Raw genomic sequence first — 21138 nt, 5'->3', positions numbered from 1 at the left:
CCATTCATCTTGATATTCGCACGCACCTCGCTGCACCGATTCCTACATGAGCAGTCAGTGACAACCGATGTACTCGCCGTGCGGTTTGCTGATTTGAGTCCGCGAGCATGATGCACTCCTGCTATGGAGTGTGCGCTTTGGTGGAAAGTGCGAAGCGCGTTCAATGATCGACGGCGGCCCGCTGGTCTCTGTGGTTGTGCCTGCATTCAATGCGGCCAAAACCATTTCAGGAACGCTGCACTCCATATCGCAGCAGACCCACCGCACACTCGAGGTCGTCGTGGTGGACGATGGGTCGACCGACGACACGGCCGAGATCGCACGAAGACATAGCATCGCCGATCCGCGCTTCCGTGTGGTTTCCAAGCCGAACGAAGGCGTCGCATCCGCGCGCAACGCAGGGATCAAGGCCAGCACAGGCGCTTTCATCGCGTTCATCGATGCCGATGATCTGTGGCATCCCACGAAGATCGCAAAGCAGCTCCAAGCATTGCTGGCCAGCGGGCCGGAGACGGCGCTGGTCTATTCGCCGTTCCGGCTGATCGATGCTGATGGAATGGTGCTCGCCTCACCGCACAAATATGGGGTCAGCGGATGGGTGCTCCATCGACACTTCCATACCAATCTCGTGGGCAACGGCAGCGCTCTTCTCATCCGCCGCGAAGTGATAGAGGAGTTCGGCGGGTTCGACACTTCGTTGCGGCAGCAGGACGCGGAAGGCTGCGAAGACCTGCTGCTGCAGCTCCGAATCGCCGGGCACTATCGCTTCGGCGAAGTCGCTGAATACCTGGTTGGCTACCGCAGGATTCCGGACAACATGTCGTCGAACGCGGAGCAGATGATCCGCTCCGGGATTCTGGCCGTCAGCCAGGCGTTCTCGGAATACCGCGACGTTCCGGGACTATCCGCCAGTGCGATGCTGAAGCGCTATGAATGGCAGAACCTGAAGATGAGCATTCGGAAATGGCGCGCCCGCGAGAGCCTGCGATCCTTTGCGCGTCAGTTCGCCTCAAGCCCCCTCTTCGTCATCCGCGCGCTGTGGACGGACCTTCCGGCCGTCGGGGCGAAGCTGCAACGGGCCCTTTCGAAGCTCGCATGGAACGCGGAGCCACTCCGCCACTTCTACGATTTCGATCCGAAGGAGGGTATCGATCTGAATCACGATACACCAACGTCGCGCGCCCTTCGCCGGTTGGCAAAGCTCGATCGGGCTTACCGGCCGAAGCCAAAGGGTAGCGCGATATCCTCTTCGCGATCGCTTTCCGACGGCGCGGTCGGGGCAAGCACGTCGTCGGCGTTTGCATCGGGGAAACTGAACTGCATTTCAACCTACCAAGAGGGCTGAAACATGAAGTCCGTGCTCGTTACCGGCGGCGCCGGATTTGTCGGTTCTCATCTCGTGGACAGGCTGCTGGCGCGCAAGCTGCTTCCGGATCGGACGTGCCACATCCCCCATGAAGTCGGCGTCGAGATGACGGTCGACTGGTTCGCGGAGCAGATGTGCGCTGAACAGCGCGCCGTTTCGAATGGATAGGTTTCGCGGCTTGATGCCGCCGTTTATATTGACTCGATAATCGGGCCCGGTTGCCCAGATGAGCTTGATGCCGACCTTTCTCAGTCGCGCGATGGGGATGCTGAAGCTGGCCGATCCGCCTGCTTGGGCGTCGCCCGCGATCGTCGCACTGGGCCTGACGGCGGCCTCTCTCGAAGCCCTGACGCTCTATCTGTTCATCCCGCTGATCCAGAGCCTGAGCGCGGCGGACAACGCAGGCGATCAGATCGGGCATCTGTTCAACAGCCTCCTGGAGCCGGTCCCGCCCGACAGGCGCGTTGCCATCTTGGTAGCGGCGGTATTTGCCGCGGTCCTCCTGAAGAACCTGGTGAGCTATCTCAATACGTTCGTGACGCGATTCACCGGGGGCTATGTCGCGCACCAGCTGCGGCAGAAGATCTTTGAACAGACGATCTCCTCCTGCATCGATTATCGCGTCCACAACAAGCGGACCGATATCGTCAATACCTTGACGACGGAGACCTGGAAGGTGAGCAACGGGCTTATCCTGGTCTATCGCCTGATCATCTGCACCTGCAGCTGTGCCGTCTTCGTGGTCCTGTTGCTCCTGATCTCCGTGAAACTCACGGCTGTCGCCATGCTGTTCCTGGCCTGCAGCGCCGCGATGGTTCACGTCGCGACCCGACGGGCAGACGCATTGGGCAAGGACGTGGTCGCCGAGAACAAGCGCTTCGGGCTGCGCATGTGGGAGAACATCAACGCTCTGCAGCTCATCCGCAGCTTTGCGCGGGAGGACTACGAACTGTCGCGCTTCAAGGCGCTATCGGAGATGCTGCATCGCCGCATGCTGAGGATGGACATGCTGTGGGCCGTGCCCGCGCCACTGGCCGAGATCTTTGCCACGGCGTTGATCGGCCTGCTCATACTGGCTGGCGGCATGATCGGCACGTCCTTCGCGGTCCTAGCTGCGTTCCTCGCAGTGCTCTATCGCATGCAGGCGCCGGTGCGGGAAATCATGTCCTCCAAAGTCGCGCTCGCGAGCCTGAGCGCCTCGGTCGCCGACGTGGCAGAGTATCTGGAGACAACCAGAAAACCATATATCAAGAGCGGAACGAAGCGCATCGGTTCGCTCGAGAAGGAGATTGTGTTCTGCGACGTGTCGTTCCGCTACGCGCCGCAAGAGCCCCTGGCACTCAGTCACGTGTCGTTCACGATACCGAAAGGCGCCACGACCGCGATCGTCGGGCGTTCCGGCGCCGGAAAGTCGACCTTGATGAGGTTGCTGTACCGGTTCGAGGACCCGACATCCGGCGAGATCCTGGCCGACGGAACGCCGTTGAAGCAGTTCGATCTTCGCGATTGGCGCCAACGCCTGTCCCTGATGTCCCAGGACGTGCGCTTGTTCAACGAGACGGTGGAAGCCAACATTGCCTACGGCGATCTCGACGCGCCTGCGGAAGCCATCCGCAAGGCGGCGACAATCGCGGGTGCCGACGAGTTCATCCGGGGTCTGCCGCAGGGGTACGCAACGGAACTGGGCGATCACGGCATGAGATTATCAGGCGGACAGCGGCAGCGGATCGCGCTCGCCCGCACCATCCTGAAGGACCCGGACATCCTGCTGTTGGACGAAGCGACCAATGCGCTGGACAGCGAATCGGAGCAGGCCATCCAACAAGCACTGGATATGTACACACGCGGCCGCACCGTCGTCGTCATCGCGCACCGCCTTACAACGGTCGCGAGCGCAGACCATGTCATCGTGCTCGACGGCGGCGGCGTGGTGGAGTGCGGCGCGCCGGCGACTCTGCTCCGGAGCGAAGGCCAGTTCGCCAAGCTCCATGACCTGCAATTCGGCAAGATCGCCGCGCGGGGCTAGGCCATGGCGTATCGCATCGTCGAGGTCGAGCTGTCCGAAACCCTGGCCCCCTTCACCCTGGGTCCCCATCAGGACGGCTTTGCCCTCCTCGCCCGATGGAAGGGCCGCCTGGCGGGATTTTATATGGCAGGCGCCACGCCAGGGTCTTCCATCTCCACCGAGGAGTTGGCGGCGCTCTGCGTCAAGCGCTTTGGGCGCCGGGCGCTTGCGCTGGAAGTCGAAACGGCGCTGCTCGAGCGATGGTCCCGCGGCCGCGAGATGACGCCACCGTCACTGACCATAGCCATCTGCACCAAGGATCGCGCGCAGCGCCTGGCTCGCCTGCTCGACTCGCTCAAGCTGGTGAAAGAGACAAGCCGCTTTCTGTCGACCGAGATCCTGGTCGTCGACAATGCTTCGGTGGATTCCGCCACACGCGATGCGGTCGCAGGTTTCGAAGGTGCTCAATATGTCTTCGAGCCGCGCGCGGGTCTCGATTTCGCGCGTAATGCGGCTTTGCGTCACGCAACCGGAGACCTGCTTGCCTTCCTCGACGACGATGTGGTGGTGGACCAGCACTGGTTGGATGGTTTGTTCGCGGCCTGGGCAGGTTGCCCCGATGCGGGCGGGTTCACCGGCCTGGTTCTGCCGTATAGGCTCGATACCGCAGCGCAGATCCAGTTCGAGCTGCGCGGTGGCTTCGGCCGCGGCTTCGAGCCCAAACGGTTTCATGCCACGAGCGCCGACAATCCGCTGCACCCGGTCGGCGCCGGCATCGTCGGCGCCGGCTGCAACATGGCGTTCGACCGATCGCTGCTGGTCTCCCTGGGTGGCTTCGACGAGGCGCTCGATACCGGAGCACCGCTGCCCGGCGGCGGCGATCTCGACATCTTCTATCGCGTGCTGCGGAGCGGCCGGACAATCGCCTATGAACCGCGCTATGCGGTCTATCACGAGCACCGCGAGACAATGCCCCAGCTGAGGCGGCAATATTGGAGCTGGGGTCTTGGCTTCATGGCTTTCCTCACCAAGTCCCGGCGCGACGACCCCGCCCTGAAGAACAAGCAGGACGCCATCCTGCGCTGGTGGCTGCTCGACAAGTTTGGAGACTTGGCCGCCGCAGGCTGTCGCTTCCGCCTTCAAGAGCTTGGCTTTCTGATGGCCGAACTCTGGGGTGGGCTCGTCGGCATGGCGGGCGAGTATGACCGCTCGCTGAAGCGCGTGCAGAAGATCCGAGGGCGGACATCGTGATCGCAAGCTCTTGGGATATCCGTCACGTCGAGCTCAGCGGCGAGCGGCCGGAAGTCGCGGCCAACCCGCGGCCCCTGTTCGTGGTGTTCTGGTGGCGCGCGCTTCCGCTCGGAATCAGGACGTATCTGCCGGAGCAACTTCCACTCGACAGCGGTGAACTTGCCGCCCTCACAGCTGAACTCGCAGCGACTCAGCTGGCAGCGCGGGCACCCCAATTCGGTGGTCCGGCCCGCGCAACCATCGATGGGCGGCCGTTGATCGCAGTGCCATTGGGCGCCATAGCAGAGGATCGCGGCCTGCTGAACCAGCTGGATCGGCTCGCGGACGACTCAGCGATTTCAGTCACGGAACTGAGTGTGATCGTGTGCACGCGTGATCGGCCCGACGCGCTGGAGCGTTGTCTCGCCAGCCTGGTTGCGCAGGAGAACCCGCCCGGCCAGATTATTGTCGTGGACAATTCGAAGGGCCGCACGGCCGAAGCCGTCACGGCGCAGGTTGCCGGCGTAGAGTATGTCCACGAACCACGGCCAGGACTGAGTGTTGCGCGCAATGCCGGCATCCGGGCAAGTCGTGGCGCGCTGATCGCCTTTACGGACGATGATGTCGAGGTCGCCTCCAGCTGGACAGCGGAAATCGCCCGCGCCCTTTCAAGCGCGGGTGTGGAAGCGGTGACCGGCCTGGTTCTGCCGGCCAGGCTGGCCACGCCGGCGCAGTGCTTCTTCCAGTTCCGGATGGGCGGGCTCGGGTCGGAGTGCGTACCGATAATCTTCGACGGACGCTTCTTTGCCGAGACCTGCCCCATGGGCGCCCAGGTCTGGCGGATTGGTGCCGGCGCGAACATGGCCTTCCGGCGCTCGCTGTTCGATCGGATCGGCTTGTTCGACGAGCGCCTGGGGGCAGGCGCATCCGGCTGCTCCGAGGATTCCGAGCTCTGGTATCGCTTGCTGGCTGGTGGCGGCGCCTGTCTTTACGAACCGAGGGCCTGCGTCACGCATCATCACCGCGAGGAATGGGACGCGCTGCGCCGGCAGGTGAGGGCTTACATGAAAGGCCATGTCTCCGCCCTGTTCGTGCAAGCGGCGCGGTTCCGCCACTATGGCAACATCCGCCGCGCTTTCCGGCAGCTACCCGGCTATTTCGTGCGAACGGCCTTTCGGGCGGTGCGGGATGGTGGCGGCATCCCGCGGCTCCAGATTCTCTGGGATGAATTTGTGGGCTGGCTGTGCGGCTTGCACTACGCCATCCGGCCGCGCTGGCACGATCGGTCGGGCTCCCCATCCAGGATCGGCCCGGTCGGAGCCTCGACCAGCGAATCGCGACCATGATGAAGGCCCCGCTTGGCGCGTTCCTCGCGCGCAATCCGTTCCCGCATGCGTGGACGGACGGACTGTTCTATCGGGAAAAGATGCGGGCCATCCACAGGGTTGCCCCGGAGCGTGTCGGCGATCGCGGCGCGCGGATCCTGGAGATCGGCGGCGGCCGTTCCGGCCTCGCCCGCCTGCTCTATCCTGATGCGGACGTGGTCACGATCGACGTCGATTTCGCGCTGCATGGACAGGGCCCGGCGGGTGCCGCTTCTTCCTTCGTCTGTGGAGACGCGCGAAGATTGCCGTTTCCAGATGGTATATTCGACGCCGTCACCTTGTTCGATGTGCTCGAGCACATCCCCGAAGATGGTCTGGCGGCCACGGAAGCCCTGCGTGTCGCACGCCCAGAAGGCGCGGTCCTCGTTTCGACACCGAATACCGACTGGCGGTATCCTTTCTACGGCTTCATGAAACGGCTCTGCCCGCCGGAAGCGGAGTTGATGGCAAGCTGGGGACATGTCCGTCGAGGATACAGCGTGCAGGAACTGACCAGGCTGTTCGGCGCATCGCCGGAGCGGTCCGCGACTTTCATCAACCCTGTGACGTCGTTCTATCACGACGTGGCGTTCTCCCGGCTTGGGCGCCGGGGGCGCAAGATCGCCTACGCCCTCAGCGCGCCCGTCGTCTCCATCGGCTATCTGGCGCACCGGCCGGGCGCGCCTGGCAGCGAGACCGCGTTCGCATGGCGACGATAGATCGCGGCACTCGCACCGGCCGCACCATTGCGATCTTCCCTTGGGGCGAGGCGATCGAGGAGTTCCTCGATCCGCTTAATCTCGATCTCAACGACTTCGTGTCCAGAATGACCGGCGGCTGGCTGTTCGGCTACGTTCTGGCGCTCCAGGGACAGGGCTGGCGGCCGATCATCGTGTGCGCGTCGGAGCGTGTCGGCACGCTGACACGCCTGGAGCACGCGGGTACCGGCGCCACTGTGTGGGCGGCACCCGCGCAGCGGTCGCGCCGGGATCCAATCACCTCCTTGGGATATCTCGAGCGGTGGCTGAAGAGCCCGATGCGCGATTTCCGCACTGTCTTGACCAAGGAGCGGTGCGCCGCCATCATTGCGCAGGAATATGAATACTTCCGCTTCGATCTGCTGTGCGTGCTGGCGCGACGCACGCGCTGTCCGATCTACGCGACCTTCCAGGGCGGCGACGTCACGCTCTCCCCCATCGAGCGGATTCTGCGTCCGTGGTTCTTGCGGCACTGCAGCGGCCTGATTGTGGCCTCGGCGCGCGAGCGGGCGCGACTGGCTGCGGCCTATCCACGCGTGCAGGTGCCGATCGCGAGTATTCCCAATCCGCTCGACTGCGAGGAGTGGCGCCCGGAGGACCGCGTTAAAGCGCGCGAACAGCTCGGCCTGTCGGCCGCGGATTTCATCGTCATCAATCATGGCCGCACCGATATCGGCCGAAAGGGCCTGGATATCCTGGTCGCGGCCTGGAAGCTGTTCTCTGCCAGGCATCCCGAAGCGCGCGCTTTCGTCATCGGCTCGGGGCAGGATCACGCTGCCTTTGCCCGCTTGCTTGAGGAGCAGGCGCCGGAGCGGATGACCTGGATCGCTGACTACATCACGGATCGCGCGCAGATGCGGCGCTGGCTGTCGGCGGCGGATGTTTACCTGACGACCTCGCGCACGGAGGGCATGCCGGTGGCGCCGTTGGAGGCCATGGCGTGCGGCTTGCCGATCGTCTCGAGCGATGCCCACGGTTTCCCTGATATCTTCGCAGCAGGAGAGGGTGACGGCGGCATCGTGACGCCCCGGGAAGATGTGAGTGCCACGGTCGCGGCCCTGGACCGCCTAGTTGCGGACCCAACCCTGCGGGCGCGCCTCGGCAGCGCAGCGCGCCGTCGCGTCGAGGAGCATTTCTCCATCGCGGCCGTCGGTGCTGCCCTTGACCAGTTTGTGCGCCAGAACCGGAAGGAACGAACCGCCTAGGGGGCACAGGCGGCTGTCTGTCAGTTTGTCAAATGAGATGCCGTCGTCGCAGCCCAGGGGCAACGGCGGTGCCTTGAGGCTGTTCTCGTCGCAGAAAACTGACCGGGATTGCATCATGGCTGTTCAAGATCCCACCGCAACTCGAGCCGAATTCGCATTCGAAGAAGCCGAGATGATCGACGGCGGCCCCGCCGTTTCGTGGGGAGCGATCTTCGCCGGCGCCTTATCGGCCGCCGCTCTGTCGTTCGTGCTGCTCGCAATCGGGGCAGCGTTCGGCTTGTCGGTCACCACGCCCTGGCAGTTCCTGGGGCAGGATGCAGGCGAAACCGCCGCCGCGATCGGCATCGGCACGGCGATCTTCCTCGTCGTTGTCCACGCCGTAGCCTCCGGGATCGGCGGGTATCTGGCCGGACGCTTGCGCTCCAAGCTCATCGGCCTGCGCGGGGACGAAACCTATTTCCGCGATACCGCGCATGGATTGGTGGTCTGGGCGGTCAGCGCACTTGTCACCATCCTGATGATTGCCTCGCTTGCCTTGTCGGCGGCCCGCGGCGGCATCGCTCTCGGCGCCGCCGGACTCAATGCGGCGGGCCAGGCGGCTCCTGCTGTGGCGGCGGCGGTGACCGATGAAGCGGGTGCGGGAGGAGACAGGATCGGGTATTTCGTCGATTCGCTATTCAGGCCGGGTGCCACAGCCGAGGGCGGACAACCGCCAGCGGGCCAAGCCACCACACAGCCCGCGAGCCCCGATACCGGCGCCATGATGGCGATGCCTGGACAGGCGGCGGGCGCCAACACCGAGATCAACCGCGAGGAGGTCGGTCGGATCGTGCGCATGGCCCTGGATGGGGAGCTCTCGTCCGAGGACCGGACCTATCTTGCGCAGCTGGTCTCCCAGGAGACCGGGCTCTCCCAGCCCGAGGCCGAGCAACGGGTGAACCGGGTCATCGACCGCGCAAAGACCGCACGGGCAGAAGCAATTCAGACCGCCAGGGAAGCGGCCGATGTCGCGCGCCAGGCAGGCATGTATACGGCACTGTGGGCAGCCGTTGCTATGTTGGCCGGTGCGTTCTGCGCCTCGCTGGCAGCAACGTGGGGTGGTCGGGCACGCGACCTCTAACCCGCCCTAAGCAGTCCTTGTTTCCGGACGCCAACGTCGAAACTCGGCGCGAGGACCATCAATGATGAGCGTAGCCGCGTACCCGGTTATAGGTCTGTATCTGCTCCGGCGTCAGAATGTCCATCATGGCGAGGTGATAGCGCAGATGCGCGGCGCGCAGCTCGCCTTCAATCGTGCCCGCGGACAGCGTCGCCGCCACGACCGATTGCGGAGTCGCCCGTTGCTCCGCGAACAGGCGATCGAGCGCGCGTTCCGCTTCGATCAGCCGCTCGCCGAGCGCGCTGGTCTCCTGCCGCATCGCTTCGAACAGCGCGCTCGTGCGCTGGTGCTGATCGGAGGTCAGTGCGAGCTCTTGCGCCAGATCGAGCACGTGCCGCGGGCCGGGATAGCCGTTCAATTCAGCCGCCAGTGCCAGGCCCATGCCGCGGCCGGCCTTGAGATCCGCGATCTGCTCGGGAGACAGCGCCTTAATGTCACGCGCGTGCAGCCCGGCATAGGGCGAATGCTGCCCGTGATGCGTCGTGTCCGCAATGGCGGGCATCGCGATCAAAGCCAAGGCAAGCAATGCAAACCGGATCATGGTGAGCCTCAATAAAGTTGCGTCCTGTAATCCTCTTCGATCGCCACATCGCAGGCGGCGACCTCCTCGTCCCGCGGCGGCACCTCGGCGGCAGCGGTCTGCTCCAGGATGATACGCGCGAGGGTGGGCATAACCTTCCGATCCACGATCGCGTCCTGCTGCCACAGGCGCGAGCGGCGAAAGGCCTTGGCACAGTGGAAGAACGCCTCCTCCACCGCGATGTGGATGGCAACCTTCGGCTGCTTGCGATCAACCGTGGCGCGCTCGAGGATCGCGGGGTCGGCCGTGATCGTGGCCTTGCCGTTGATCCGGAGCGTGTCCTCGAATCCGGGAATCATGAAGATCAGTCCCACGTTCGGATTGATGAGGATGTTTTCCATCGTATCCAGCCGGTTGTTGCCCGGCCGGTCAGGGATTGCGAGGGAATAATCGTCCAGCACCTGCACAAAGCCGGGTTGGTCGCCGCGTGGAGAAACGTCCGCACGGCCGCCTGTACCCGACGTGGCAATGCAGAGAAACGGCGAACGGGCGATGTAGTCGCGGGCGTGCCGATCGAGCTTGGGCAGGGACTTCTTCGCCGCCAGGCCTTCGGCATGTCCATAGAGGCGCCGCAACTCCGCCGCGCTTGCGATCTGGTGCTGATCCGCCATGGGTCTACCCCCTGATTGCGAACAATTCGCAGCAATAGATCACGGCCGCCTTGCCCCCGCAAGATATCGGATCGCGCGGCCAGATCCCGCATTTTGCAGGCGGTCCATGCGCCGAGCACGGTTTGACAGGTGGTGTTCATCATGCGAAGGGGACCGCCCTGCGAGGGAAAACCGTGAACTACGCCACCCAATCTTCCAGCGGCCATCAGGCCAGTTTCGAGTTCATCGCGCTGATGGCAGTGATGACGTCGATCATCGCCTTCTCGATCGACGCGATGCTGCCTGCCTTGCCGCTGATCGGGAGCGATCTCGCCGTTGCCGACGAGAATGACCGGCAGCTGGTCGTTATCGTTCTCTTCATCGGCCTCGCGATGGCGCAGATCGCCTATGGTCCTTTGTCAGACACGCTGGGACGCAAGCCTGCCGCCTATATCGGCTTTTCGATCTTCATCGCGGGCAGCCTGCTGTGCGTGTTCGCCTGGTCGTTCGAGATCATGCTGACGGGGCGCTTCCTGCAGGGCGTCGGCGCGGCTGGCCCGCGCATCGTCTCGCTGGCCTTGGTGCGCGATCTCTATTCAGGACGCGCCATGGCCCGCGTCATGTCCATGGTGATGGGTGTCTTCATCATCGTGCCGGTGATCGCCCCCTCCGTGGGCCAAGGGCTGCTCTTTCTCGGGGATTGGCGCCTCATCTTCATCGCGCTGCTGGCCGAGGGAGTCCTCGGCCTCGCCTGGTTCGCCTGGCGCCAGGAGGAAACCCTGCGGGAGGAGCGCCGCGCGGCCTTTTCCCTGAAGCGCATCTTCTCGGCCTTTGCAGACGCGTGCAGCAATCCGGTGACACTGGGCTACACGGTTGCGGCTGGGTTGGTGTTCGGCGCCTTCGTGGGTTATCTCGCCTCCACCCAACAGATCCTGGGCGAGCTCTATGGGCTTGGCGCCATGTTCCCGATCTACTTCGGCGCCAATGCCCTCGCGTTCGGCGCGGCCTCGATGCTGAATGCGCGCCTGGTCATGAAGCTCGGCATGCGGCGCCTAGCAGGCAGCGGCCTGGCCGCGACCAGCGCCTTGTCCCTCGCGTTCTTCATCGCGACATTGCTGCTGGACGGGCATCCGCCGCTCTGGTCGCTGATGGGCTATCTGCTCTTGACCTTCTTCTTCGTCGGGGTCCTGTTCGGCAACTTCAATGCCCTGGCGATGGAGCCGATGGGGCATATCGCCGGCACGGCCGCGGCGGTGGTCGGATCGCTCGCAACGGTCATTTCATCGGTTCTCGGCTGGGGGCTGGGCCAAGCCTATGACGGAACGGTACGGCCGATGATCGCCGGATTCGCCGCCCTCACCATCCTCGCCGGCCTTGCTATGTTTCTCGCAGAGCGCTATCGCCGCCACCCTTAGGGGCGGTCGCCAGCACCTCGACCGTCAGGTGCGCCAACGGATAGCGCTCTTTCAGAGCCATCTTCAGCTCGCCCGCGTCGGTCGCGTGGCGGGTCACGATGGCGACGATGGCGGCGAAATGCCCCGGTCCGACGCGCCACACATGGAGATCGGCAACCCGGTCGCCTTCCTTGGATTCGATATCGGTGCGGATGCGCGCGGCAAGGTCGCCGCCCGCCTCCATATCGAGCAGGATGCCGCCGGTATCGCGCATCAATCCGATCGACCAGTGCAGGATGACCACAGCACCCACCAGTCCCATCACCGGATCAAGCCAAACCACACCGAACCACCGGCCGGCCACCAGCGCAACAATCGCCAGCACCGAGGTCATGGCATCCGCCACCACATGCAGGAACGCGGCGCGGATGTTGTGATCAGCGTGATGGGTATGATGATGCACGTGTCCATGATCATGCTTATGGACATCCGCATGAGCATGACCGTGGCCGTGCCGCGTCCACAACATGCCTGCGCTGATGATGTTGACGGCCAGACCCAGCACCGCCACCAGGATCGCCTGATCGAAGGCGATCGGCAGCGGCCGCGCCAAGCGCTGCAGCGATTCCCAACCGATCATCACCGCGGCAACGGCCAGGATGATGCCGCTGCTATAAGCGGCGAGGTCGCCGACCTTGCCGGTCCCGAAGGTGAAGCGCGGATTGCGCGCATGGCGGCGTGCGAAGCGATAGGCCAATGCGGCCAGCCCCATTGCGCCGGCATGGGTCGCCATGTGCCAGCCATCGGCCAGCAGCGCCATCGAGTTGAACCAGGCACCGCCCACGATTTCCACCACCATGGTCGCGGCGGTCAGCGCCACGACCATCCAGGTGCGCCGCTCATGCCGCTCGTGCTGGCTGCCGAGGAAATTGTGCGTTTCGAACCAGGATTCGTCCGCGTCGCCGCGCATGATTTTCAAAGCCGCTTCTTGCCGCGTTCGCCTCACCGGATGTAATCCCGGAGCGGCACCGCGTCGAGCGCATCTTGGGCGGACGGCACAGTGCCGCACTGGATGAAATAACGTAACGGTGCCGTTAATCACCAGATAACCAGACCGATCCTATGGTAGCGCAATCTGGTCGGGAACCCATTACACGCCGGGAAGCGCATGCCAGCCGCAGAATACCGCAAGCTGATCATCATCATCTGGGTCATTGTGGCGACTGCAATGGCGGCACTTTGGGTCCCGAAGGCCTGGTCCGGAAGCTCGTGGGATACCGACGACTTCATGCGCCTCGTCCAGGTGCGAGACCTGCTGGCGGGCCAGGCGTGGGCCGACCTGACGCAATATCGCCTGAACCCGCCCGACGGCACCTTGATGCATTGGGCGCGGCTGCCGGATGTGCCGATCGCGCTGGTGACGCTCGCTCTGTCGCCGGTTCTGGGCGAGCGTGATGCCATCCTCACTGCGGCGATTCTCGTGCCGCCGCTCTACTTCCTGCTGTTCCTGACCTTCTTCGCGTTCGCCGCGCGCCTCATGCTCGGCCGGGCGCGCTCGCCGATCGCGCTGCTGGTGGCAATCGGCGGGTCGTACGGCATTGTCCAATTCGTTCCGGGGCGCGTCGATCATCATGGCTTGCAGCTGGTCAGCATGATGGCGGCCTTGACGCTGCTGCTCTACGGACTGGCTCGCCCGCGCTGGGGCAAGGTCATCGCCTGGGCCGGCGTGCCGTTCGCGCTTTCAATCTGGATCGGAGCGGAGACCCTGCCGGTGATCGTTGCGTGGTTCGTCGCGCTCGGTCTGGCCTGGTGCTATGCCGGCGGCCAGCTTGCCCGGTACGGTGCGATGGCGGGCCTGCTCGGTACCGTGATCGGCGCGGCCATCCTGGCGACATCCCAGCCGCGCGCCTTATGGTTCTCGCCGGCGTGCGATGCATTTTCCCTGATGCCTGTCGGGATGCTGGGGCTGATCGCAATAGGCTTTGCAGGCATGGCAATCCTTGGCCGTTATGCAAGCTCGTCCGTCGCGAGGCTCTTCGTTGCCGGAGCGTGCGGTGTCGCCGCAGGTGTTGCATTCGCCCTCGCATTCCCCGACTGCCTGGACGGCGGCTTCGAGGCGATCGACCCCGTCGTCAAGCTTCGCTGGCTGAGCCACGTCATGGAAGCCAGGCCCTGGGCGGACCAGTTCGCGGCCTTCCCGTTCCGCGCGCTTATGTATCTGTGGGCATCTCTGCTGGGTCTGGCTTATTGCGTCTGGCATGTCGTGCGAGCGGGCGAACGAGGCCGAATCCTGTGGGGCACGATCGCAGTGCTTGTGCTGGCTACGAGCGCAATGGTGTTCTGGCAGATACGGACCGTCAGCCTTGCGCAATCGATGGCCCTGCTGCCGTTGTCCGGGCTGGTTGCCGAGACAGTCAGATACTTCTGGCGCAGACCGAGCCGTTGGGTGAGATACGCGGCGGCAGTGGTGGTGCTCTACATCTGCTCCATTTCGTTCTGGCCCAGCATCCAGGGTGCTTACGACGCGATCGCCGCGAAACTTTCGGGTGGCTCAGTGGCCACGCGACTGGTGACCTTGCCATGCTCGCGGGACAGCGATCTCGCTCCCCTTCAGGGCATAGAGCCCGCCGTCGTCCTGAGTTACATCGACACCGGATCCATGATTCTGTTCCGTACCCCGCACAGCGTTCTGGCGGCGCCCTATCATCGCAACAATGAGGGCCTGCGCGCGACGATCGACCTATTCACCTCGAACGACGATCCCTGGATCAAGGCAAGGATGAAGGAGCGGGGCATCGGGTGGGTCGTCACCTGCCCGGGTCCGGAGGACCAAACGGTGTTCAAGACGGAGACTCACGACGGCCTCGCCGAGCGGCTGTCGGCCGGGCAGGTGCCGGACTATCTCGAGCAGATACCTGATCCGGCGGAATCAGGTATGCGGTTCTATCGGGTGCGGACTGGCGCGTAGTCCCACGTTCGCAGCGGAATGCTCATATAAGCGAGGCGCTTCATCTCACGCCGAGATGTGGTCACGGTCTCGAGGATGATGCCGCAAGTCAGCATCAGGAAGGCAAGGATCATGATGCCGGTGGCGAGGATCGCGGTTGGCACGCGCGGAACGAGCCCGGTCTGCAGGAACTCGATGATGACGGGCGTGCCCAGCCCGACGGAGAGAACGGCAAGCGCCAGGAAGGTGGCGCCGAAGAAGTCCGCCGGACGTTCCTCCTTCGTCAAATGCGAGACCAGCTTGAGGATGCGCCAGCCGTCGCGAATGGTGGAGAGCTTGCTCATCGAGCCTTGCGGGCGCGCGCCGTAGGGCGTGTCGATCTCCGCGATCTTCATCCGCAGCTCGAGCGCGTGGACCGACAGCTCGGTCTCGATCTCGAATCCCGAGGACATGGCCGGAAACGACTTCACGAACCGCCGCGACAGGACGCGATAGCCGGACAGCATGTCGCGAATGTTGCGGCCGAAGATCATGCTTACCAATCCGGTCAGCATGCGGTTGCCAAACCGATGGCCGGGGCGATACGCGGCATTCGCCTGCTCCACCCGGGCGCCCACGACCATGTCGAGCTGCTGCTCCAGCAGCGCCTCGATCAGACGCGGGGCGCTGGTCGCATCATAGGTGCCGTCGCCGTCCACCATGACGTAGATGTCCGCCTCCACATCGCTGAACATACGGCGCATGACATTGCCTTTGCCCTGCAAGGGCTCGTGGCAAACGATCGCGCCTGCTTCGCGCGCAACGGATGCGGTGCCATCGCTGGAATTGTTGTCGTAGACATAGATGCGCGCCTGCGGGAGAGCCGCGCGGAAGTCCCGGATGACGTGCGGGATCGCCACCGCCTCGTTGTAACAGGGAATCAGCACCGCCACCTGCGGCCCACCGCCCTCACCACCGTCCATCGACACTCCTGCCCCTCCGGCCATGGCGCAGCACAGGCGCCGCACGATGTGGCCTACGGATGCAGTCTTGCGCCGGATGGCTAATTTTCTCTGAATCTGCCGGATTCTGGCCAAAAGACCAGGGATTCCAAGGCGTCCGCTCCCGCGTTATGCTGGCCTGGAGCGGTGCGCTGCGGCCGCCCTGGGGGTCTGCAATGAGCATCTTCCACTTTGGCGTGATGGCTTGGCTGCGATTGGTGGCCGGCCTATTGAGTTTCGTGCTCTTGCTGGCGGCGGCCGCACCGTCCAGCATGGCGCAGCAGGGGCAGGAGCAAGCCACGGCAGAGCAGCCGCCGCATCAGGTCGAGCTGCTCCTGCAATTGTTGCGGGACCCCGCCGTTCAGCAATGGCTGGAGCGCCAGCCACCGGTCGACAACGCTGCCGACGTGCCGGCGCCTGCGCCACAGCCCGAGCGGTCCATGGCGAGCTATTTCGCCGAGCGGCTGCAGCTCCTCCGGGACAACTTGGCGCTGCTGGCAGCCGCCCGGCACAAGCTGCCGGCCGAGCTCGAGCGCGCCTGGATCATCCTGTCGCTCGAGTTCGAGGAGCACGGGCTCATTGCCATCCTGGTGCTGATCGCGATCTTTATCGGCGTCGGCTTCCTGTTTGCGTGGGGCTATTGGTGGGTGACCACTGCGTTCCGCAACTGGCTGATCGGCAGGGAGATCCTGAATGTCGGCGATCGGCTGCGGGCGATGGTGGCGCGCCTGGCTTTCGCGATCGGCTGGGCCTTGTCCTTCACGATCGGCAGCGTTGGGGCATTTCTTTGCTTCACCTGGCCGCTGCTCCTGCGCGAGATCGTGCTCGGCTACCTCGTGGCGTTCCTGTGTGGCTGGCTAGCGCGCATCGTTGCGGGCTTCCTGCTGGCGCCGGGTGGCGGGCGCGCTGCGCGCTTTCGCATTATCCCGATGTCCGACCCGGCGGCAAAGTTCTGGCAGCGGCGCATCATCATCGCGGTCAGCGTGGTGGCCTTCACCTGGGTCACGCTCGGTCTTTTGCGCACGCTGGGTGTATCGCCCGCCAGCCTCAAGTTGCTGAGCTATAGCGTAGGCCTCTTCCTACTTGGCCTAGCTATGGAGGTGATCTGGCGGCGCCCGGTCGTCGAGCCGGCGGCGGATGCCACGCGGCGGCGCATTGGACGGCGCGGCAAGTCCGTCATTGCGACCATCCTGTTCGTGGCGATGTGGGTACTATGGGCGCTGCATCTGATGCCTGCCTTCTGGCTGCTGTTGATCGGCAGCGCTTTGCCGTTCCTCCTCTCCATCAGCCGCGACGCGGTCGCACACCTGTTGCGACCGGTCGAGGGCGCGATGGAAGATCGCGGCGCGCCAATCCTCGCCGCCGTCGCCCTGGAGCGCGGATTGCGGGCCGCCCTGGTCGTCGTGGCCGCGCTGCTTCTCGCCCATGTGTGGGACATCGACCTGATCGAGCTGACCGCGCGCGATACGGTGGCGACGCGGCTGATCCGTGGCGCCTTGAGCGCGGTCGTCATCGTGCTGGTCGCGGATTTCCTATGGCGGCTGGTGCGCGCCGTGATCGATAGCAAGATCGCCGACGCCATGGGTGCCGGCGAGGTCGACAGCGAAGAGGCGCGCCGGCGCTCGCGGCTGCGCACGCTGCTGCCGATCCTCCGCAACATGTTGCTGGTGGTGGTGATCGCCGTGGCGGCAATGATGGTGTTGTCGGCTTTGGGCGTGGAGATCGGGCCGCTGATCGCCGGTGCCGGCGTGATCGGCGTCGCAGTCGGCTTCGGCGCGCAGACCCTGGTGAAGGACATCATCAGTGGCGTGTTCTATCTGTTCGACGATGCCTTCCGCGTCGGGGAGTATATCCAGAGCGGCAGCTACAAGGGCACGGTCGAATCCTTCTCGCTGCGGTCGGTGAAGCTGCGGCACCATCGTGGGCCGCTTTACACCGTGCCGTTCGGCGAATTGGGCGCGGTGCAGAACATGAGCCGCGACTGGGTGATCGACAAGATGCAGATCGGCATCACCTATGACAGCGATCTCGACAAGGCCAAGAAGATCATCAAGCAGGTCGGCAAGGACTTGGCTGCCGATCCCGAATATGCGCCGAATATCATCGAGCCTTTGAAGATGCAAGGCGTTGAGCAGTTCGGCGAATACGCCATCCAGATCCGCATGAAGATGATGACCAAGCCCGGCGAGCAGTTCGTCATCCGGCGCAAGGCTTATGCCATGATCAAGAAGGCCTTCGACGCCAACGGTATCAATTTCGCTTTCCCGACCGTGACGGTGGCACAAGGCGAAGATGCCGCCGCGGTCGCCCGCCAGGCCCTGGAACTCACCAGAGACAAGGTGGCGCCGGAGGGCGCTTAATTTCAACTGTCATCCCGGCCAAGTCACGAAGTGACGCAGAGCCGGGACCCATGCGGTCTGTCGGCGAACAAGTTCCGTCAAAGATGTAGCGAGGCGTTGACGCCGAATGGGTCCCGGCTCTCGCTGCGCTCGGCCGGGATGACAGCTATTTGATGTTGCGCGCGATTTCCTGGATCACCTCCCAGGCGAAGGTGACGTCACGTTCCGTCGTGTAGGTCTGGCCGACCACGAAGCGGATGACGAACTGGTCCTGAAAACGCGTCTGAGTGAGATAGGTGCGGCCGTCATCGTTGATCGCCTGGATCAGGCGTGCGTTGAGCGCGTCGAGATCGGCGGTGCCTTCCGGCTTATAGCGGAAGCTGAACAGGGAGAGGATCGGCGGCGTCACCAGCTCGAAATCCGCAGTTGCCTTGATGCGTTCCGCTAGCCCTTGCGCCCAGCGCACATGATCGCGGACCAGGTTGCGCAGGTTTTCGAGACCGTAGGCGCGGATCACGAACCAGAGCTTGAGCGCGCGGAAGCGGCGACCGAGTTGCAGCGACCATTCGCTGTAATTGATGATGCCGTCGCGGCCTTGTGTCTTCAAATATTCCGGGCGGATGCCGAGCGTCTTCACCAGCGCCGCGGGATCGCGCACGAAAAAGGCGGTGCAGTCGAAATTGGTCAGCAGCCATTTGTGGGGATTGAACACGACGCTGTCCGCCAGCTGAACGCCGTCCCACAGTTCGCGGAACTCCGGGCAGATCATCGCACTGCCGGCCCAGGCTGCATCGACATGGATGTGGATATTGTGCCGTCGCGCAATCTCGCAGATCGCGCGGACACCGTCACACGCACCCACCGAGGTGGCACCGACGGACGCGACGATGGCAGAGGGAAGATGGCCCGCGGCGCGGTCCGCGACAATCGCGCGATCGAGTGCCGCGACATCCATGCCGTAGAGCGATCCGCTCGACGGTAGTTTGATTAGATTGTCCTGACCGATGCCGGCAATCCAGCAGGCCTTATCGATGGAGGAATGCGCCTGTTCCGAGCAATAGACCCGAACGGCAGGCTGGCCGCTGAGACCCTGGCCGTTGCCACGCCAGTTGAGCGCCTTTTCGCGCGCGGTCAGCAAGGCGGAGAGCGTCGCGCTTGAGGCCGTATCGTGGATGACGCCCTGAAATTCCTCGGGCAGGCCAAGCATCTGGCGCAGCCAGTCCATGACGCGCATTTCCAGCTCGGTTGCCGCCGGTGAGGTCTGCCAGAGCATGCACTGCACACCAAGGCTGGCGGTCAGATATTCCGCGAGCACGGATGGCGGGCTGGAATTGCAGGGAAAGTAGGCGAAGTGGCGCGGGTGCTGCCAATGCGTGAGGCCGGGCACGATGATCTTCTCGAAATCGGCGAAGATCGCCTCCATGTCTTCGCCGCGTTCCGGCGGTGCGGCAGGCAGGGCCTTCAACGTCGCGCCCGGCGCCTGCGGCGAACGCACGGGCCGCTCGTGCACGGTCGAGAGATAGCGCGCGGCCCAGTCCGCGATCTTCGCGCCCCAGCCCCTGATCTCCTCGATCCGCATTGGATCACCCCTCGTAGTTCGCGACGTAGTCGTTTTCCTCGATCTCGATGATGGTCGCGGTCTTGCGCTTGGCTGCCTCGCGCAGCAGGCCGGGGAGATCGGACGGCTTCTTCAGCGTCACCGCTTCGCAGCCGAAGCCCTTCGCGAGGACCTGGAAATCCGGTGTGAAGATGTCGACGCCGATCGGATGGATCTGGCGCGAGACCATATAGGTCTTGATCTCGCCATAGCCGTTGTTGTTCCAGAGCAGCACAATGACCGGTGTTCCCGCCTCCCGCGCCGACGCCAGCTCCGCGATCGTGAATTGCAGGCCGCCGTCGCCGATCAGGCAGACAACCGGCCGGTCCGCCGCCGCAAGCTGCGCACCGATCGCCGCCGGCAGCGCATAGCCGAGCGTGCCATAGCCGGTCGCCGAGCAGAACCAGGAGCGTGGCGCCGCCGATGGATAACAGATGCACCCGGCATAGACCGGTTGCGCCGAATCGCCGACCAGCACCGCGCCCGGCAGGGCATCGCGCACCGTCTCCATCAGATGCAGGCAAGCGCGATAGGTGCGGCTGAGATCGGCCAGGACGGCATCGCGCGCCGCAGCGGCCCGTGCAGCGCCGTCACGCTTTGCGGAACTCAGCAGCGGCACCAAAGCGGAGCTCGCCTCAGATGCATCGGCGACGATCGGCAGGTCAGGCTGGCGCGAGCGTACGACCTGCTGCGCGTCGATGTCGATGCGGATGGTCTTGCCGTTGAATTTCGCGCCGCCCTGCTCGAACCAGTCATAGTCGGTCGAGCCGAACTCCGTGCCGATGGCGAGGATGACGTCGGCGCCTTCGATCAGCTTCATGGTCGGCGGCATGGATGGACTGCACGGCACGGCCAGCGGATGGCGGGGCGGGAGCAAGCCGCGCCCATTGACCGACATCACGGTCGGCGCGTCGAGCTTTTCGGCGATCGCGCGCACGAAGGAGCCGGCATCCTGCGCGCCTCCACCCAGCAACAGCACCGGCGCCTTGGCAATATTCAGCCAGTTCGCCGCCTCCTGCAGGGCCGAGGGCGAAGCGGCCGGCGGCGAAGGCGGCACGATGGCGCGGATCGGCGGCAGCTTGTCCGCCGGCGCAGTGATGATGTCGAGCGGCAGCTCGATATGGACCGGACGAGGCCGGCTTCCGGCGAACAAGGCAAAGGCACGCGCCATCACCCTGGGCAGCTCGGCCGGCGTCATGACGGTGTGACTGAACGCAGAGACCTGCTTGATCAGCTGTCGCTGGTCCTGCAGCTCATGCAGCCAGCCTTCGCCGGAGCCGATCTGGCCCAGGGCGTTGACTGCGGAGATCACCAGCATGGGGACGGAATCGGCGTAGGCCTGCGCCATCGCGGTGGCGATGTTGGTCATGCCCGGCCCGGTGATGATGAAGCACACGCCGGGGCGGCCGCTGACCCGCGCATAGCCGTCGGCCATGAAGCCAGCGCCCTGCTCGTGCCGCGGCGTGACGTGGCGGATTTTCGTATTCGGCAGGCCGCGATAGAGCTCCACCGTATGGACGCCCGGAATGCCGAATATCACTTCGACGCCATAAGCTTCAAGCAGTTCGGCTAGATACATGCCAACGGTACGCATAGAAATCCCCGTCCCTGATTTTTTTGACGA

Annotated in this window: 17 protein-coding genes; 11 read left to right on the top strand and 6 right to left on the bottom strand. The window is 64.3% G+C overall.

Features of this window, described 5'->3' with window-relative positions; all coding sequences use genetic code 11:
* Positions 1 to 163: 163 nt before the first annotated feature.
* The 8 genes from DTX69_RS11130 (at position 164) to DTX69_RS11095 (ending at position 9048) form a co-directional block, all read left to right on the top strand.
* On the top strand, positions 164 to 1345 hold the full coding sequence (locus DTX69_RS11130) for a glycosyltransferase family 2 protein (RefSeq protein WP_119301607.1): 1182 nt from the start codon (positions 164 to 166) through the stop codon (positions 1343 to 1345).
* A gap of 3 nt (positions 1346 to 1348) precedes the next feature.
* Positions 1349 to 1534, top strand: a complete 186-nt coding sequence (locus DTX69_RS30605; protein ID WP_284735700.1) for an NAD-dependent epimerase/dehydratase family protein — start codon at positions 1349 to 1351, stop codon at positions 1532 to 1534.
* Positions 1535 to 1592: 58 nt separating this feature from the next.
* Positions 1593 to 3392: an ABC transporter ATP-binding protein gene (locus DTX69_RS11120; protein WP_119301606.1), complete on the top strand. Its 1800-nt coding sequence runs from the start codon at positions 1593 to 1595 to the stop codon at positions 3390 to 3392.
* A 3-nt stretch (positions 3393 to 3395) separates the two neighbouring features.
* Complete coding sequence (locus tag DTX69_RS11115; RefSeq protein ID WP_119301605.1) at positions 3396 to 4622, top strand: glycosyltransferase family 2 protein; 1227 nt, start codon at positions 3396 to 3398, stop codon at positions 4620 to 4622.
* Positions 4619 to 5947 carry a glycosyltransferase family 2 protein gene (locus DTX69_RS11110; protein ID WP_284735699.1) on the top strand — a complete coding sequence of 443 codons (1329 nt, stop codon included), beginning with the start codon at positions 4619 to 4621 and terminating at the stop codon, positions 5945 to 5947. The genes DTX69_RS11115 and DTX69_RS11110 overlap by 4 nt, the downstream gene beginning before the upstream one ends.
* Positions 5944 to 6684, top strand: coding sequence for a class I SAM-dependent methyltransferase (locus tag DTX69_RS11105; protein WP_119301604.1), 741 nt, complete (start codon positions 5944 to 5946; stop codon positions 6682 to 6684). The genes DTX69_RS11110 and DTX69_RS11105 overlap by 4 nt, the downstream gene beginning before the upstream one ends.
* Positions 6672 to 7928: a glycosyltransferase family 4 protein gene (locus tag DTX69_RS11100; RefSeq protein ID WP_119301603.1), complete on the top strand. Its 1257-nt coding sequence runs from the start codon at positions 6672 to 6674 to the stop codon at positions 7926 to 7928. The genes DTX69_RS11105 and DTX69_RS11100 overlap by 13 nt, the downstream gene beginning before the upstream one ends.
* A gap of 115 nt (positions 7929 to 8043) precedes the next feature.
* Positions 8044 to 9048, top strand: coding sequence for a hypothetical protein (locus DTX69_RS11095; RefSeq protein WP_284735698.1), 1005 nt, complete (start codon positions 8044 to 8046; stop codon positions 9046 to 9048).
* A gap of 58 nt (positions 9049 to 9106) precedes the next feature.
* Here DTX69_RS11095 and DTX69_RS11090 read toward each other — a convergent pair whose 3' ends face one another.
* Together DTX69_RS11090 and DTX69_RS11085 are read right to left on the bottom strand one after the other, a co-directional pair.
* A complete protein-coding gene (locus DTX69_RS11090; RefSeq protein ID WP_119301602.1) occupies positions 9107 to 9628 on the bottom strand; it encodes a Spy/CpxP family protein refolding chaperone in 522 nt (173 codons plus the stop codon).
* Positions 9629 to 9636: 8 nt separating this feature from the next.
* Positions 9637 to 10278 (bottom strand): pyridoxamine 5'-phosphate oxidase family protein, encoded by a 642-nt coding sequence (locus tag DTX69_RS11085; protein WP_119301601.1) that lies wholly within the window; start codon positions 10276 to 10278, stop codon positions 9637 to 9639.
* A gap of 173 nt (positions 10279 to 10451) precedes the next feature.
* On the opposite strand from DTX69_RS11085, the gene DTX69_RS11080 reads away from it, so the two are divergent.
* Positions 10452 to 11672, top strand: coding sequence for a multidrug effflux MFS transporter (locus DTX69_RS11080; protein ID WP_284735697.1), 1221 nt, complete (start codon positions 10452 to 10454; stop codon positions 11670 to 11672).
* On the opposite strand, the gene dmeF is transcribed toward DTX69_RS11080, so the two are convergent.
* On the bottom strand, positions 11635 to 12621 hold the full coding sequence (dmeF, locus tag DTX69_RS11075; protein WP_119301600.1) for a CDF family Co(II)/Ni(II) efflux transporter DmeF: 987 nt from the start codon (positions 12619 to 12621) through the stop codon (positions 11635 to 11637). The two genes, DTX69_RS11080 and dmeF, sit on opposite strands and share 38 nt — an antisense overlap.
* Before the next feature lie 198 nt (positions 12622 to 12819).
* On the opposite strand from dmeF, the gene DTX69_RS11070 reads away from it, so the two are divergent.
* The gene (locus DTX69_RS11070; RefSeq protein WP_119301599.1) at positions 12820 to 14619 is read left to right on the top strand and encodes a hypothetical protein; all 1800 of its coding nucleotides are present in this window, start codon (positions 12820 to 12822) and stop codon (positions 14617 to 14619) included.
* Here DTX69_RS11070 and DTX69_RS11065 read toward each other — a convergent pair.
* The gene (locus DTX69_RS11065) at positions 14595 to 15560 is read right to left on the bottom strand and encodes a glycosyltransferase (RefSeq protein ID WP_119301598.1); all 966 of its coding nucleotides are present in this window, start codon (positions 15558 to 15560) and stop codon (positions 14595 to 14597) included. The two genes, DTX69_RS11070 and DTX69_RS11065, sit on opposite strands and share 25 nt — an antisense overlap.
* A 194-nt stretch (positions 15561 to 15754) precedes the next feature.
* On the opposite strand from DTX69_RS11065, the gene DTX69_RS11060 reads away from it, so the two are divergent.
* Positions 15755 to 17938: a mechanosensitive ion channel family protein gene (locus DTX69_RS11060; protein ID WP_162917082.1), complete on the top strand. Its 2184-nt coding sequence runs from the start codon at positions 15755 to 15757 to the stop codon at positions 17936 to 17938.
* A 145-nt stretch (positions 17939 to 18083) separates the two neighbouring features.
* Here the strand turns inward: DTX69_RS11060 and DTX69_RS11055 are convergent, their stop codons facing one another.
* The gene (locus DTX69_RS11055) at positions 18084 to 19496 is read right to left on the bottom strand and encodes a pyridoxal phosphate-dependent decarboxylase family protein (protein ID WP_119301596.1); all 1413 of its coding nucleotides are present in this window, start codon (positions 19494 to 19496) and stop codon (positions 18084 to 18086) included.
* 4 nt (positions 19497 to 19500) lie between these two features.
* Positions 19501 to 21108: a 5-guanidino-2-oxopentanoate decarboxylase gene (locus DTX69_RS11050; protein ID WP_119301595.1), complete on the bottom strand. Its 1608-nt coding sequence runs from the start codon at positions 21106 to 21108 to the stop codon at positions 19501 to 19503.
* Positions 21109 to 21138 lie beyond the last annotated feature (30 nt).

The organism is Dongia deserti, assembly GCF_003574735.1.
Taxonomy (GTDB): domain Bacteria; phylum Pseudomonadota; class Alphaproteobacteria; order Dongiales; family Dongiaceae; genus Dongia_A; species Dongia_A deserti.
The sequence above is the reverse complement of the archived record's forward strand: the minus strand, read 5'-3'. Positions and strand labels throughout refer to the sequence as shown.

Coding starts and splice junctions, on each gene's coding strand:
- DTX69_RS11130 (WP_119301607.1), top strand. CDS start 164: ATGATCGACGGCGGCCCGCTGGTCTCTGTGGTTGTGCCTGCATTCAAT.
- DTX69_RS30605 (WP_284735700.1), top strand. CDS start 1,349: ATGAAGTCCGTGCTCGTTACCGGCGGCGCCGGATTTGTCGGTTCTCAT.
- DTX69_RS11120 (WP_119301606.1), top strand. CDS start 1,593: ATGAGCTTGATGCCGACCTTTCTCAGTCGCGCGATGGGGATGCTGAAG.
- DTX69_RS11115 (WP_119301605.1), top strand. CDS start 3,396: ATGGCGTATCGCATCGTCGAGGTCGAGCTGTCCGAAACCCTGGCCCCC.
- DTX69_RS11105 (WP_119301604.1), top strand. CDS start 5,944: ATGATGAAGGCCCCGCTTGGCGCGTTCCTCGCGCGCAATCCGTTCCCG.
- DTX69_RS11100 (WP_119301603.1), top strand. CDS start 6,672: ATGGCGACGATAGATCGCGGCACTCGCACCGGCCGCACCATTGCGATC.
- DTX69_RS11095 (WP_284735698.1), top strand. CDS start 8,044: ATGGCTGTTCAAGATCCCACCGCAACTCGAGCCGAATTCGCATTCGAA.
- DTX69_RS11090 (WP_119301602.1), bottom strand. CDS start 9,628: ATGATCCGGTTTGCATTGCTTGCCTTGGCTTTGATCGCGATGCCCGCC.
- DTX69_RS11085 (WP_119301601.1), bottom strand. CDS start 10,278: ATGGCGGATCAGCACCAGATCGCAAGCGCGGCGGAGTTGCGGCGCCTC.
- dmeF (WP_119301600.1), bottom strand. CDS start 12,621: ATGCGCGGCGACGCGGACGAATCCTGGTTCGAAACGCACAATTTCCTC.
- DTX69_RS11070 (WP_119301599.1), top strand. CDS start 12,820: ATGCCAGCCGCAGAATACCGCAAGCTGATCATCATCATCTGGGTCATT.
- DTX69_RS11065 (WP_119301598.1), bottom strand. CDS start 15,560: ATGGACGGTGGTGAGGGCGGTGGGCCGCAGGTGGCGGTGCTGATTCCC.
- DTX69_RS11060 (WP_162917082.1), top strand. CDS start 15,755: ATGAGCATCTTCCACTTTGGCGTGATGGCTTGGCTGCGATTGGTGGCC.
- DTX69_RS11055 (WP_119301596.1), bottom strand. CDS start 19,496: ATGCGGATCGAGGAGATCAGGGGCTGGGGCGCGAAGATCGCGGACTGG.
- DTX69_RS11050 (WP_119301595.1), bottom strand. CDS start 21,108: ATGCGTACCGTTGGCATGTATCTAGCCGAACTGCTTGAAGCTTATGGC.